This window comes from Algoriphagus sp. NBT04N3, assembly GCF_019443765.1.
Classification (GTDB): domain Bacteria; phylum Bacteroidota; class Bacteroidia; order Cytophagales; family Cyclobacteriaceae; genus Algoriphagus; species Algoriphagus ornithinivorans.
The window spans coordinates 1,274,764-1,288,766 of the sequence record NZ_CP048415.1; the positions used below are offsets into that span (position 1 = coordinate 1,274,764).

Here is a 14,003-nt window from a genome sequence, read left to right on the forward strand (position 1 = left end):
TAGGAATCTAATCTCTTAATCAATGAGTGTTGTCATTTTAGCTAGTCTTTTGGGAATAGGATTAATATTGCTGCTAGCAGAAGTATTATTCATTCCTGGAACCACTGTAGTAGGGATATTGGGATTAATAATCAGTTTGGCTGGAGTCATTTATGCATTTAGTATTTATTCTCCAGAAACTGCTTGGTGGATCACCGGCATTGCCGCAATTTTGAATTTGGCGGCAATGATTTATGGGTTTCGATCAGGGGTTTGGGATAAGTTTTCCCTCAAGTCCGCAATAAAAGGAGGCACTTTCGACGGAAGGACTTTAGGATTGGAAGCCGGCATGAAGGGAAAGGCAATTTCAGATATCAAGCCGATCGGAAAAGCGTCCTTTGAGGACTCTATATATGAAGTAAAGTCCGAGTCAGGTTTTATACCAGTTGAGTCTGATATTACCATTATCAAGGTTGAAAACAATAAAATAATAGTCAAATAATATGGATCCATCTAGTTCAATTTTCATTTTGATTGCCGCATTTGCAGGCATCATTTTACTTTTCATCTTTTTATACTTTGTGCCGGTTAATCTTTGGATTACTGCTCAATTTGCCAATGTTAGAGTAGGCATTGGGGAGCTTATCGGAATGAGAATTAGAAAGGTGCCACCAAGCATCATTGTGAACTCAATGATTACAGCCACTAAGGCTGGATTGGATTTAACCACCAATGATCTGGAAACCCACTATTTGGCGGGTGGTAATGTGCCTAATGTTATTAGAGCCTTGATCTCTGCTGATAAGGCCAATATTAACCTGACCTTTAAGCAGGCAACGGCCATTGATTTGGCTGGTAGAGATGTGTTTGAAGCTGTTCAGATCTCTGTAAATCCAAAAGTAATCAATACGCCTAATGTAGCCGCTGTGGCCGCTGATGGGATTCAACTGATTGCAAAAGCAAGGGTTACTGTAAGGGCAAACATCGCTCAATTGGTTGGTGGAGCAGGAGAGGACACCATTTTGGCAAGAGTAGGAGAAGGGATTGTGACCTCAATCGGTTCTGCTGATACACATAAAAGCGTATTGGAAAACCCTGATAAAATCTCCAAACTAGTATTACAAAGGGGGTTGGATGCGGGAACAGCATTTGAAATCCTATCCATTGATATTGCTGATATCGATGTGGGGACGAACATTGGAGCAAAATTACAAATAGATCAGGCTTCTGCAGATTTGAAAGTGGCTGAAGCTAAAGCTGAAGAAAGAAGAGCTATGGCCGTTGCTTTGGAACAAGAAATGAAAGCTAAAAATGTAGAAATGAGGGCTAAAGTTATTGAAGCAGAAGCAGAGGTTCCTAAAGCTTTGGCTGAGGCATTCAGATCAGGAAAACTGGGAGTGATGGATTATTATAGAATGGAGAATATCAAGTCAGATACTTCTATGAGAGAGTCTATTGCAAAATCGGATGATGATTCTAAAGATTCTGGAAAATCCAGAGGAGATAAAAAATAAGAAAGGGGCTTAATTGCCCCTTTTTCTTTTTCTTCCCTGCGTTTCAGGTTCTACAACCAAGATTGGCTGGTAACTTCCCCTAACCAAAATTTGCCTGTTTGCATTATCAAAAAGGATTTCCTCATAATCAAAGGGTAAGAGCGTTTCTCCTTTTTCATCTATTAGCCCGCTCTTATTATTTTTTCTGGCTATGACCCAATTGGCTCTTTCCCTTTTTAAATATTCATAATCAGGGGAAAGAACTTGCTTTCCATTTGGGTCCAGCAGGCCAACCTTTTGATCATTTTCTACCAAGAAATAGCCATTATCGATTCTGCAAATTTTGCTGAAACCTCCAGGAGTTAATTGATTGCCTTCTTTGGAAAAAAGGTAGAATCGATTTTCTTTTTTACCTACACCAAAACCACCTTGAAAGGCTTTTATTTCTTCCCATTCTGGGTTAAGAATAACTTTTCCATAATTGTCAATGGCACCCCAATAAAGACCGGACTTAATAGCAGCTATTTGCTCGGAATAATTAAGCGAAAGATCGTATGTCGGTTTGATCAGCCATTTTCCTTCTCTATTTACATAGCCATATTGCCCCTTTTTTCTGGCAGGGAAATAACCTTCGGATCCATTTTCTATTTTCTCCAAGCTATCTGTCGGATTAACCAACCACCCTTTTATTCCAAGTAAGCCAAGCTTTCCGTCTCTGAATCTGACATTATACAGATCTTGATCGATTCTTATTACCTCTGTCATTCCTACAGCATCCAGAAGAATTCCATCTCCCTCCATCACTCTTCGGAGTTTTCCATGAATATATTCAAGCATCAATCCGTCCTGATAAGTGATTTTGTGGTAAGAATTATACCTGATATTTGCTTGGACCAAATCGCCTTCAATGAGTACATATTGCCCCTCATCAAAGCCATAATAGAAATTGCCTTTGGTATGCTGTAATTCATCAATTACCGGATCTAGGACTAGATTTCCTTCAACATTCACCAAGCCATAGCCGTCCTTGGTCTTTGCCAAAATATATTCCCCATCGTTGTCCTCTAACTTCTCAAATGGCCGATCTGGATTAGAAGAAAGCGGAAGAAAGTAGGAGTTTCCTTTTCGGGAAATGATTTGTCCAACGTTTGAAATTCTTGCTTCATCAAGTTCCCCCAAGTAATTTGTTGTCCCTTTTCCTCTTTGATATACCCAATACTCGTTTCCTTTTCGAGCTAACAAAAAGTTGTAATAAGTTTGAATTTCATCAAACTCCAAATTGAGGACTTTTTGACCGTACTCATGATAAGCACCAATGCCCTTTTCTCCTTTCATAAGAATCCAGGGTTCCAAAAATTGATAAATCTCTTTTCCTTCTAATTGGACTGCTGGTTTATAATCATTGGACAGTAAGAATAGTCCATTTTCATTTTTTCCAATCTTTACCGCATCGCTCAATATGGCGATGGACTGATAGACCAATCTGCTTTTCAGCTGGAGATCATAATCGTAAACTTCCCATGTCTGGGCTTTTGTAGAGAAATGAATCAATACAGTGCATAATAAAAGTAGGAAAGTAGAGCGTAAAGTTTTGGTCATAAGACGACTTGCAATTGAGTGGATACAAAAAGACCAAAAGAGGAAAGTCCCTTTTGGTCGTTTAATGGTATGAATTATTTTTAATTTTCAGTCTTTTCCTGATTCAAATCGAATAGATCTGAAATGAATTCTATCATTTCCTCAGCCTCATCTCTTTTACAGGCTGCTCTCAATTGAACCACTGGAACCTTGAGGACTTTTTGCATCATGCTCTTGGTAATCTTGTCGATTACTGCAAATTCCTCATCGGAAGCATTTTTCATAAATCTAGCCAGTTCTTCTTGCCTGATTTGCTCTAGAGACTGCTTCAATTTATTGATGGTAGGGGATACAAGCATCTCCTTTTTCCAGCTGGAAAATTCCTCAATTGTTTCTTCGATGATTTCTTCAACTCTTGGAATGGCAGCAAGACGCTTATCCAATGCCTCTGTAGCTTTACTTCGAATGTTGTCTACATTATATAGTATAACTCCAGGGATATCTTCAACTGTAGTTTCAATAGATCTAGGAACCGAAAGGTCAACCAGTAATTTGTAGGATTGAATTTCAAAATCACTGATCAATTTCTTGGTGATAAAGGGTTCTGAGCGCTGAATGGAGCTAACAATAACATCAGCTTCTTTCATTGCATCCAAACAATCATCAAAAGGAACTACTTCAAAGCCTAATTCAGCAGCAATTGCTTCTGCTTTAGATTGAGTTCTATTGGTGATTTTGACTTTGGCATCAGGGAGGTAGACCATATTTTTAGCCACATCCTCTCCAATTTCACCTACACCAATCAATAAAACCCTAGGCTGATAAGTATTTGATGTTAAACTCTCAATCAGTTCGATAGCAGCATAAGACAAAGAAGCAGCACCGTCTCGGAAGGAAGTTTCCTGTACAATCCTTTTATTGGTAAAAAATACCGTGTGCATTAATCGATGAAGAAATGGACCTGCCATGTCTAAATCGGCTGCTGCCTGATAAGCTCTTTTTACCTGATTTGATATTTGAATATCTCCAACAACTTGGGCTTCTAGACCCATGGAGACTCTGAATAAATGATTGATTGCAGACTTGTCATCATTGAAAATCTCAAAATAATCGAAATAATCAACGACATCAGTCATTCCTTTTTCCAAACCAATTAGCTTGATGATCTCCGTGCTAAGATCCAAATCATGGCTGTAATAGACCTCTGTCCGATTACATGTAGATAGGATCAAAGCATCTCCTAGGCTGAAAAATTCTTTCAGCTTGATTAAGATACTGTGGATAGCTTGATCATCTAATGCTATCAGTTCCCTGATTTGAACAGGGGCGGTTTTGTGTGATAAACTTAAAGCTCTAAATTTTATCTGCATAGCATCAGTCTTGGGTGCAAATTTAAGAGACAAATCAGCTTCAAAGGATTTTTTCTTATAATCCTTAATCAATTTAGAATTCGTCTAAATTAAATTTAACCTTTCAAAGTTCGGTAATTTTTGAATGTTAGTCCAATATTCTTAACTTATACGTTATTGAAGAAATCTATTGATATTTTTTTATGATTAAGAAGTTTTTTTATTTCCTCAAACTCTATCTCGGCCTTAGCAACAAAGAGTCCAAAGGTTTGGTGCTGTTTGTTCCGTTTTTATTCTTAATAATCTGTCTTCCTTTTTTCATACAAAAGGTTCAGGGAAGAAAATCAGAGATAAAACAGTCTAGAATAGATTATTTAATTGACTCTTTATTGATAAGTGGTTTTGAGCCAGCTACTTCTCCTTTACCTATTTTCAACCCTTTAGATACGGGAAAAGTTATTTTTCCGGCCTCAGTTCAAAAAATATTATTCTCAGAGGCTGATTCTATCACATTGCAGATAGTTCCGGGCATAGGGCCAGCAATGGCATCAAGGGTTATTAAATTTCGTGAGAACTTAGGTGGATTGGTTCATAAGGATCAATTAAAGGAAGTATTTGGAATGAAAGAAGAGGTAGCTGACCAAATCTGGAATTATTTTGACTTTGATCGACCTAGTCTAAGGAAAATCCCAATCAACCAGGCTGACATTAATACGCTAGCGAAACATCCATATATAGGTTACGGGGAGGCTAAGGTGATTTTTGCTTTCCGAAATCAACATGGGCCATTTTCAAGCGCGGATGATCTCTTAAAAATTAAAATATTCAAGGAAGATTGGGTGAATAAATTGTCTCCTTATCTCTCATTTTCAGATTAATTTTTAAGAATTCCTGCCATCTTTGGGATATGAAATCCGAAGAAGGAAAACTTCAATTACCGATTTTAAATTTACCCGACATTCAGTCGAAGATTTCTGAAAGAGAACAAAAATTCTGGATTTTCGACAGTTTAAGAAAAAAGGAATTGGTCCTGACTCCGGAAGAATGGGTTAGACAACATTGGATTTCCTATTTGATTTCAAATTTGAATTACCCTAAGGGCTTGCTAACCTTGGAGAAAGGCCTAAAATACAATCAGCTCCAAAAGAGAACTGACTTAGTGGTTTGGAATACAGAAGGAAAGCCCTATCTATTAATTGAGTGCAAAGCTCCTCAAGTACCCATCAACCAAAAGACTGTAGAACAAGCCTGCCTTTATCATCACCAACTTCAGACTGAATATCTAATTTTGAGTAATGGTTTGGTTCATATATCTCTCCGGTGGTTATATGAAGAAAAGAAATTTGTTCAGCTTAAAAAGTTTCCGGAAGCCCCGAAATAGTTGCTTATTTTATGATATTAGTCAGTCTTTTTTTATCTTGAATAATTGAAACATATATAAAGACCCAGCATGTCTAATCAACCTCATAATACGCCTTGTGAACTCTGTGCCAGTCGCAAATATTCCTTAATGTCGGACTTGTCACATGCGCAGGTTTGCTCAATTTCAGATCATAAAAATTTGATTTCTCATCGGAAAGGTCAAATTCTGTATTATGAAGGCACCAAACCACTAGGAATATTTTGTATCAATTCTGGAGTAGTAAAAGTTTATAAAACAGCCTCAAATGGGAAAGAACAAATTGTCCACTTAGGAAAAGAGGGCGACTTTTTAGGTTATGCCGCCCTGCTGGGTGAAGAAAACTACACCAATTCAGCTATGATCGTTGAGGATGCTAAGATTTGCTTTATCCCAAAAGAGGCATTTTTAAATACTTTATTAGGCAATACTCAATTTTTTAAAAGAGTGACAAAGGAATTGAGTCATGAATTGGGAGTGATGGAAGAAAAACTTACTGATGCAACGCAAAAAAGTATTAGGGAAAGATTAGCTTTTGTCTTGATTCATCTTGCGAGTTCATACGGTATTGAAGGGGGAGATAGTCAGAAAATTGATTTGATTTTAACTCGAGAAGAAATTGCTGGAATCGTTGGTACAGCTACGGAATCCGTAATCCGTCTGCTTTCTGAATTCAAGAAAGATGGCCTGATAGAGTTTGAGGGTAAAAAAATAATCATAAAGGATAAAAGAGGTTTGGCGAGACTTTCGGATTTCTATGCCTAATCAGAACCATATTGTATTTTTTGAAGTTTTGTGTGTATGAAAGCACCAAAACCCGGCATTTTCTCCTTAATTATTGGTTTGATTCTATTTTCGATTATCCCTTTCAAAGAGGCACTTCCTCAGTCTTTTGCATATAAGACCTTGTTGAGTACGCTCTATGAAAAAGATTTCCCTGTGCTCTACCCAGAAGAAATCGATGATCTATCTTCTTATCAAGTTCTTGATACCCGTGAAAAAGAAGAGTACCAAGTCAGTCATTTAAAAGATGCGATTTGGGTTGGGTATGATCAATTTCCAACCTTTAATTTAGATCGTTTAGATAAGTCAAAACCGGTGCTAGTGTATTGCACAGTGGGAGCAAGATCTCAAAGTGTTGGGAAAAAGCTGGTAGAAAATGGCTATGAAGTTTACAACCTCTATGGAGGTATTATTCATTGGGCCAATGAAGAGTATCCATTGTACAAGGGCGAAAAAAGAACAGATAAAGTTCATACCTATACACGTGCCTGGGGCATTTGGCTCAACAAGGGCGTGAAAGTCTATGAATGAAATGTCAGACTCAGGACAATACGTTAATTTGCTCAATCTTACTTTTGCTTAACCTCGTAAATGATTCCAAACAGACACATTATGAACATTATCAAAACAGTGATCATGGTATTTTTAACCATGACTATTTTAAGCTGTAAAAACTCCAGCATAGGAATGGCAGGTACGACTCCACCAAGTCATGAACTTTGGGATCAGTTGCTAAAAAAACACGTGAAGCCAAACGGCTTGGTAGATTATAAAGGTTTCATCAAGGACAAACCTCAATTGGAGAAGTATTTAAATTCACTTTCAAACAATGCTCCTGACAGAAAGGCTTGGAGTAAAAATGAACAGCTTGCTTACTGGATTAATGCATACAATGCTTTTACAGTAAAATTAATCGTAGACAATTATCCTGTTGAGAGTATCCGTGATTTAGGACCTAAGTTGAAAATTCCTTTGATTAAGGATGTTTGGCACTATAAGTTCTTCAGCATTGGAGGTCAAGAGTCCAGTTTGGATGAGATAGAACATGGAATTCTTAGAAAAGAATTCAATGAACCAAGAATACATTTTGCTATCAATTGTGCATCTATTTCCTGTCCACCTTTGAAAAATGAGGCTTATGTTGCTTCTAAAATTGATCAGCAACTGGATCAGTCTGCGAGGGAATTTATTAATAATCCCAAGTACAATAAAATCTCAAAAGATGAGGTTCAGATTTCATCAATTTTCTCTTGGTTCAAAGGTGATTTTACCAAGAAAGGTAGCTTGATTGATTATCTTAACAAATACAGTAAAGTAAAAATCTCTTCCAACGCTAAAGTCAATCATCTAGATTATAACTGGAGTTTGAACGAGTAGAATTTACAACCAACCACCAACCTTTCACCCAGTAATGTCTCAAACCCGGCACATAGTTATCATTGGAAATGGAATATCAGGGATAACCTGTGCCCGACATTTGAGGAAGCTGGATAGTGATGTCAAAATCACTGTTATCTCAGGAGAAAGTAAGTATTTCTTTTCTCGAACAGCCCTAATGTACGTTTACATGGGGCATATGAAGTTTGAACATACACAGCCCTATGAAAATTGGTTTTGGGAGAAAAACAGGATCGATTTGAAAGAAGGGTGGGTCAAGCAAATCGACTTTAATTCGAAGGTTCTTCTGTTTACCAATGGTGACTCTATATCTTTTGATCAATTGGTGATAGCGACGGGTTCTAAGCCAAATAAGTTTGGTTGGCCTGGTCAGGATCTTGCCAATGTTCAAGGTCTTTATTCCAAGCAAGATTTGGAGTTAATGGAAAAAACCACTGAGTCGGGGGTTTCTCATGCAGTTATTGTAGGAGGGGGCTTGATAGGTATTGAAATGGCTGAAATGCTCTCCTACAAGAAAATCAGTGTCACTTTTCTAGTTAGAGAAGCTGGCTTTTGGAATAATGTCCTACCTAAAGAAGAATCGGAACTTGTAGGCAGACATATAAAAGAACATCACTTTGATTTGAGACTCAATGCTGAGTTAGATGAAATAATTGGCGATCAAAACGGAAAAGTTAAAGGAGTAAAAACCAAAGATGGTGAGTTGATAGATTGTCAGTTTGTAGGATTGACGGCTGGAGTTTCACCGAATATTGATTTTCTTAAAAATTCTGACTTGGATTTAAAAAGAGGAGTTTTGGTAGATCAATATTTCAGAACCAACTTGCCTGATGTATTTGCCATAGGTGATTGTGCAGAGTTTAGGGAAGTGCCCGGGAAAGACCGCAAAAATATTGAACAGGTTTGGTATACGGGAAGAATGCATGGAGAGACGCTAGCTCATAATTTGATTAAAAAGCCTGTACAGTATAATCCTGGAGTTTGGTTTAATTCAGCAAAATTTTTAGATATAGAATACCAGACATACGGAACTGTTCCAGCTGATTGGGAAAAAGATAATGCGATCAATTTCTATTGGGAGCACAGTTCAGGTAAAGTGGCATTTAGAATGCTGATGGATCAGGAAAAGAAAATTCTTGGAGTTAATAATTTTGGGTTTAGGCTTAAGCATGAGTTTTTTGATAAAGCAATTAGCCAAGGTTGGACTGGAGAAAAAGTGATTGCTCATTTATCAAAAGCTAATTTTGATCCGGAATTTTATGCTCCCTACATCAACGAAATCCAAAAGGTCTACAAAGACCAATTTGGTGGAGAATTTACTCCTTCCAAAAAATCTTTTATTCAAAAACTACTAGGAGCAAGATTATGAAATTAATACAAAAATTAGGCTTGGCTTTGTTTCTAGGAGGATTGTTAGCTTTTACTATCATCCCCTTTTTGGGCAGTTATCAACTTTCTGAGGAGATAGTTTTATCTCAAACCAAAGAGATCCATCAGGAGTCAATGAATGAAATATTGAATCCCCTCTATGGAAAAACCTATCAGACGAATTTCACATTTATTTCTGAGGTTAATGGTAAAATTGATGACTACAATCAAGAGCGCAAGGATAATCAGCAATGGGATCAGGTAATATGGGATGATTACACGTTTCCTTTGACAAAAGCATCTGTGCAAAGTCCAGTCAAGTCCCAACCTTTGCTTTTTTTGTTTCTGTCAATTGGCTTGGTGGTCTTGGGAGGCTTATTATATAATATTCCCAAACATCGAGGAGAGCCTGAAGGAATAAAGAACAATGGAATTTTTCACTCTAAAATGAAAAATAGAGGTTGGTTGGGTATGATTACCGGAACCTATCTCATCTTATTCTATATCATTCTATACTGGTTTCCTGCATATATGGTAAATGCTGTCTGGATGGTTAATCCCCTAAGCTTTTTACTATCCGGAAATCCTGCTAGCCAATGGTTTTTGTATGGATTTATTTACACACTTGCCATTTTGGTGATGGGTATCCGAATGTTTAGAAAATACAGAGGCAACAAATACCAACAGCTTAGAACAGCTTCGGTTATGTTTTTTCAGACTGCTTTTGCTTTTCTAATCCCCGAGATATTGGTATTGCTTAACCAGCCCTACTATGATTTCAAGAATATTTGGCCATTAGATTATGATTTTTTTTATGATTATCAGATAAGCACATTCCTTTCCAATGGAGGGGTAGGTATGTTTATGTTGATATGGGGTATTCTGTTAATAATCATCGCCGTTCCTCTTTTTACCTATTTCTATGGAAAAAGATGGTATTGCTCTTGGGTTTGTGGATGCGGTGGTTTGGCCGAAACTGTTGGAGACCCTTACAGACAGCTTTCCGACAAAAGCTTAAAAGCTTGGAATATTGAAAGATACCTGATCCATGGGGTTTTGGTTTTGGCGGTGGTGATGACTTTGGTTACAATAGCTAACTATTTTTCATCTTTCAGCTTTTTGGGAAATGTCACCAACCAGCTACATTCGTTTTATGGATTTGCAATTGGTTCCGCATTTGCGGGAGTGGTTGGAACAGGCTTCTATCCATTTATGGGAAATAGAGTCTGGTGCAGGTTTGGATGCCCTTTGGCTGCCTATTTAGGTATGGTTCAAAGGTTCAAGTCTAGATTTAGAATTACGACCAATGGTGGTCAGTGTATATCATGTGGCAACTGTTCAACCTATTGCGAAATGGGAATTGACGTCAGATGGTATGCTCAAAGAGGACAGAATATTGTGCGCTCTTCTTGTGTAGGTTGTGGGGTTTGTTCTGCGGTTTGTCCAAGAGGAGTATTAAAACTAGAAAATGGTCCTGAAGAGGGACGAATTAACGAAAATCCGATTTTGATCGGTAACGATTCCATTAAAGTCAATGCCTGAGATCTTAGCATTCATTCTTCTGGGGATATATCTCTTGGGAATGGTATTCATATTTATTTATAGTTTGGCCCAAGGGCATCTATTGCTTTTTTTCTTTAAGGAGAAAAGAAATCCTCAGCCCACACCCTCCAATCCTTCCGAGTTGCCACAAATCACCGTTCAGCTTCCTCTTTTCAATGAAATGTACGTGGCTGAAAGGTTAATCGAAGCTGTGTCAAAACTGAATTATCCCTTGGATAAATTAGAAATTCAGATCTTGGATGACAGTACTGACCAAACCAAAGAACTGATTCAGGAGAAATTGAAGGAGTATCCCACAATTAACTTTCAATACATTCACCGAACTGATAGAAAAGGCTTTAAAGCTGGGGCTTTAAAGGAGGGGCTGGAAGTAGCCAAAGGTGAATTTATTGCCATTTTTGATTCGGATTTCATTCCTGATCCTAATTTTCTGCTACAAACCATTCCTTGGTTTTCAGATTCAAAAGTAGGAATGGTTCAGAGTCGTTGGACTCATTTAAACCAGCATTATTCATTGTTAACCCGCCTACAGGCTTTTGCACTGGATGCTCATTTTTTAATTGAACAAATGGGTAGAAACCGTCAGGGTGCATTTATTAATTTTAATGGTACGGGAGGTATTTGGAGAAAGGAAACTATACTTGATGCGGGGAATTGGCATGACGATACCCTTACTGAGGACCTAGACCTGAGTTATAGAGCTCAAAGAAAAGGTTGGAAATTTATCTACAGGCCTGAAGTGGAATCACCTGCAGAACTCCCTCCCATTATGTCAGCTATTAAATCCCAGCAGTTCCGATGGACCAAGGGTGGGGCAGAATGTGCGGCTAAACACGGGGCTGCAGTTCTAAAGACAAATTTGCCAGCACATGTGAAAATTCATGCAATGGCTCATTTATTTAACAGTACCATATTTTTGGCTATACTGATTGTCAGCCTGAGCAGTATTGGGGTTTGGTGGTTAGTAGATCAGCAAATTTTAGGTCCAGGTTGGATTCAATTAGCAAGCTTTTCTTTGGTGGGCTTTGCCATCATATCCCTGATCTATTTGGTTTCCTATTTCTATAGAAAGCAACATTTTTTCAAAAGTTTATTCGAGGCTATTTTTCTATTACCCTTATTCTTATCTGTCTCCATGGGAATGGCATTACATAATACCCAAGCGGTCATGGAAGGCTTAACTGGAAAGAAATCACCCTTTATCAGGACACCAAAATTCAATTTGGAAGGAGGAAAATTCAGTCTTCGCAGTAATCAATACATCAATTTACGGATGCCGATTACGACTTGGTTGGAAGGTGCCTTGGCTCTCGTTTTCATTGGAATGGTTGTACTTGGAGTATTTCAACAAAACTACCTCTTCCTACCTTTCCATCTGATGCTAGCTGTGGGTTATTCCCTAGTTTTCATCAGTTCCTTTAAATCTTATGCCCTAGGGCGATAATTCATGTTTCCAAATCACCTAATTGACGTCATCATTCCTGCATTTAATGAGGAAAAATCTATTGCCAAGGTTATACAAGATATTCCCAGATGGGTTAGAAATATTGTTGTTGCCAATAATAACTCAACAGATCAGACTGGGTATGTAGCGGAGCAGGCGGGAGCAGTAGTCGTCTTTGAAGGACAAAAGGGCTACGGAAAAGCTTGTTTAACAGCCATGGATTGGATTCGATCTCAGGAAGTTCAGCCTGATATTGTGGTCTTTTTGGACGGAGACTATTCAGATTATCCGGAAGAGATGACAGGTTTAATCCAGCCTATTATCAATCAAAAAGCAGATATGGTAATTGGCTCTAGAGCACAAGGGGAGCGGGAATCCGGGTCCATGACATTCCCTCAGGTCTTTGGTAATTGGCTTGCCACAACCATGATGAAATACATTCAAGGTGCTAAATTTTCTGATTTAGGCCCTTTTAGAGCTATTGTATGGCAAAAGCTGATGGACATCAATATGGTCGACCAAGATTATGGTTGGACTATAGAGATGCAGATCAAAGCCCATAAAGCAGGTCTAAGGTATACTGAAGTTCCGGTAAGGTATAGAAAAAGAATAGGGGTGTCCAAAGTCAGCGGTACCGTTAAAGGAGTTTTTGGTGCTGGCTATAAGATTATCTATACGATTTTTAAGTATTGGTAATTTTGGCAATCTTAGAGAAGTTTTTAAATCTTCATACTTATGAGAAATTCCCGAAACATATTACTGATATTTTTGCTGGCATTTTCGATTTACGCCTGCGGCCCCAAAGGTAGGGATGGAGTAGAAGAAGAGCAGTTTGCAGGCTATTGGTATCAGGGTCAAGCCGAAATCAATGTTTTTGATTTGGAGCAGGTTAGGTACGGGGAATCTAGAAATGGTACTGCCGTATTAATTTTTGTGACGGAAGATTTTTCCAAAAGGAAACAGGTGAAGCTAGATGATCCCTCCGGAGCAGGAAGGGATGCCAAAAAGGTTATGAAACTCAACATGACGAGAGAGTTTGTAACAGGAGTTTACCCTTATAATACCATGCTGTCAGTTTTTACACCGATCTATGAGGAGCTAAATTCCTATAAAATCGTCTCCTCGGTCACAGAATGGTGTGGTCAGGCATTTACTCAGATGAATTGGAAAAATAGTGCCTACAAGGTGCAATTGTTTTCATATTTTGAATCGGAAGGAGATCAGGAGCTGAAAATCGATGCCAAGGCAGAGGATGAGTTATTTAATTTGATTCGCTTGAATCCTGATTTGATTGCTGAAGGAGATGCCAGATTAATTCCCGGATTGACTTTTCAAAGGTTTTCTCATGTAGAATTAAAAGACTACAGAGCTGATATCAGCAAAAATGACCTAGGTGAAAACAGCTCTGAGTTGATCGTGGATTATCCGCAACTCAGAAGAACCCTAAAAATTCAATACAAGAAGTTTTTTCCATACGAAATCTTAGCCTGGGAGGAAATCCAAACCAAAAGCAATGGTGATCAGGAAGTGACTAAAGCTACTCGAAGAAGTCTCAATATGCTGGATTATTGGAATAAAAATGAAAAATTATTTGAGCCTCTGAGAAACGATTTAGGAATTGAAAAGTAATAAGCATAAGGCGTTATTAT

14 protein-coding genes are annotated in these 14,003 nt (G+C 38.1%); 12 read left to right on the plus strand and 2 right to left on the minus strand.

Annotated features, from left to right (window positions below; all coding sequences use genetic code 11):
• Positions 1-22: 22 nt before the first annotated feature.
• Positions 23-481 (plus strand): NfeD family protein, encoded by a 459-nt coding sequence (locus GYM62_RS05465; RefSeq protein ID WP_219958650.1) that lies wholly within the window; start codon positions 23-25, stop codon positions 479-481.
• 1 nt (position 482) lies between these two features.
• Positions 483-1,493, plus strand: coding sequence for a flotillin-like protein FloA (gene floA, locus GYM62_RS05470; protein ID WP_219958651.1), 1,011 nt, complete (start codon positions 483-485; stop codon positions 1,491-1,493).
• A gap of 9 nt (positions 1,494-1,502) precedes the next feature.
• Here the strand turns inward: floA and GYM62_RS05475 are convergent, their stop codons facing one another.
• Entirely contained in the window at positions 1,503-3,071 is a 1,569-nt protein-coding gene (locus GYM62_RS05475; RefSeq protein ID WP_219958652.1) for a WG repeat-containing protein, read from the minus strand.
• An 80-nt stretch (positions 3,072-3,151) separates the two neighbouring features.
• A complete protein-coding gene (gene hemA / locus GYM62_RS05480; RefSeq protein ID WP_219958653.1) occupies positions 3,152-4,420 on the minus strand; it encodes a glutamyl-tRNA reductase in 1,269 nt (422 codons plus the stop codon).
• A gap of 182 nt (positions 4,421-4,602) precedes the next feature.
• Between hemA and GYM62_RS05485 the strand changes: the two genes are divergently transcribed.
• From GYM62_RS05485 to GYM62_RS05530, 10 genes are all read left to right on the plus strand, one after another.
• Positions 4,603-5,277 (plus strand): helix-hairpin-helix domain-containing protein, encoded by a 675-nt coding sequence (locus tag GYM62_RS05485; RefSeq protein ID WP_219958654.1) that lies wholly within the window; start codon positions 4,603-4,605, stop codon positions 5,275-5,277.
• Positions 5,278-5,306: 29 nt separating this feature from the next.
• Positions 5,307-5,780 (plus strand): type I restriction enzyme HsdR N-terminal domain-containing protein, encoded by a 474-nt coding sequence (locus GYM62_RS05490; RefSeq protein ID WP_219958655.1) that lies wholly within the window; start codon positions 5,307-5,309, stop codon positions 5,778-5,780.
• A gap of 69 nt (positions 5,781-5,849) precedes the next feature.
• A complete protein-coding gene (locus tag GYM62_RS05495; RefSeq protein WP_091654161.1) occupies positions 5,850-6,563 on the plus strand; it encodes a Crp/Fnr family transcriptional regulator in 714 nt (237 codons plus the stop codon).
• Positions 6,564-6,599: 36 nt separating this feature from the next.
• Positions 6,600-7,112, plus strand: a complete 513-nt coding sequence (locus GYM62_RS05500) for a rhodanese-like domain-containing protein (protein WP_219958656.1) — start codon at positions 6,600-6,602, stop codon at positions 7,110-7,112.
• 81 nt (positions 7,113-7,193) lie between these two features.
• Positions 7,194-7,958, plus strand: coding sequence for a DUF547 domain-containing protein (locus GYM62_RS05505; protein WP_255590575.1), 765 nt, complete (start codon positions 7,194-7,196; stop codon positions 7,956-7,958).
• 34 nt (positions 7,959-7,992) lie between these two features.
• Entirely contained in the window at positions 7,993-9,348 is a 1,356-nt protein-coding gene (locus GYM62_RS05510; RefSeq protein WP_219958657.1) for an NAD(P)/FAD-dependent oxidoreductase, read from the plus strand.
• The gene (locus GYM62_RS05515; RefSeq protein WP_219958658.1) at positions 9,345-10,889 is read left to right on the plus strand and encodes a 4Fe-4S binding protein; all 1,545 of its coding nucleotides are present in this window, start codon (positions 9,345-9,347) and stop codon (positions 10,887-10,889) included. The genes GYM62_RS05510 and GYM62_RS05515 overlap by 4 nt, the downstream gene beginning before the upstream one ends.
• Positions 10,882-12,354, plus strand: coding sequence for a cellulose synthase family protein (locus tag GYM62_RS05520; protein ID WP_219958659.1), 1,473 nt, complete (start codon positions 10,882-10,884; stop codon positions 12,352-12,354). Before GYM62_RS05515 ends, GYM62_RS05520 begins: the two co-directional genes overlap by 8 nt.
• A gap of 3 nt (positions 12,355-12,357) precedes the next feature.
• Entirely contained in the window at positions 12,358-13,050 is a 693-nt protein-coding gene (locus tag GYM62_RS05525; RefSeq protein ID WP_219958660.1) for a glycosyltransferase family 2 protein, read from the plus strand.
• 39 nt (positions 13,051-13,089) lie between these two features.
• A complete protein-coding gene (locus GYM62_RS05530) occupies positions 13,090-13,983 on the plus strand; it encodes a hypothetical protein (protein WP_219958661.1) in 894 nt (297 codons plus the stop codon).
• Positions 13,984-14,003 lie beyond the last annotated feature (20 nt).

Bases quoted from the DNA above. Each gene is read 5' to 3' on its own strand.
- GYM62_RS05465 (WP_219958650.1), top strand. From the start codon at position 23: ATGAGTGTTGTCATTTTAGCTAGTCTTTTGGGAATAGGATTAATATTG.
- floA (WP_219958651.1), top strand. From the start codon at position 483: ATGGATCCATCTAGTTCAATTTTCATTTTGATTGCCGCATTTGCAGGC.
- GYM62_RS05475 (WP_219958652.1), bottom strand. From the start codon at position 3,071: ATGACCAAAACTTTACGCTCTACTTTCCTACTTTTATTATGCACTGTA.
- hemA (WP_219958653.1), bottom strand. From the start codon at position 4,420: ATGCAGATAAAATTTAGAGCTTTAAGTTTATCACACAAAACCGCCCCT.
- GYM62_RS05485 (WP_219958654.1), top strand. From the start codon at position 4,603: ATGATTAAGAAGTTTTTTTATTTCCTCAAACTCTATCTCGGCCTTAGC.
- GYM62_RS05490 (WP_219958655.1), top strand. From the start codon at position 5,307: ATGAAATCCGAAGAAGGAAAACTTCAATTACCGATTTTAAATTTACCC.
- GYM62_RS05495 (WP_091654161.1), top strand. From the start codon at position 5,850: ATGTCTAATCAACCTCATAATACGCCTTGTGAACTCTGTGCCAGTCGC.
- GYM62_RS05500 (WP_219958656.1), top strand. From the start codon at position 6,600: ATGAAAGCACCAAAACCCGGCATTTTCTCCTTAATTATTGGTTTGATT.
- GYM62_RS05505 (WP_255590575.1), top strand. From the start codon at position 7,194: ATGAACATTATCAAAACAGTGATCATGGTATTTTTAACCATGACTATT.
- GYM62_RS05510 (WP_219958657.1), top strand. From the start codon at position 7,993: ATGTCTCAAACCCGGCACATAGTTATCATTGGAAATGGAATATCAGGG.
- GYM62_RS05515 (WP_219958658.1), top strand. From the start codon at position 9,345: ATGAAATTAATACAAAAATTAGGCTTGGCTTTGTTTCTAGGAGGATTG.
- GYM62_RS05520 (WP_219958659.1), top strand. From the start codon at position 10,882: ATGCCTGAGATCTTAGCATTCATTCTTCTGGGGATATATCTCTTGGGA.
- GYM62_RS05525 (WP_219958660.1), top strand. From the start codon at position 12,358: ATGTTTCCAAATCACCTAATTGACGTCATCATTCCTGCATTTAATGAG.
- GYM62_RS05530 (WP_219958661.1), top strand. From the start codon at position 13,090: ATGAGAAATTCCCGAAACATATTACTGATATTTTTGCTGGCATTTTCG.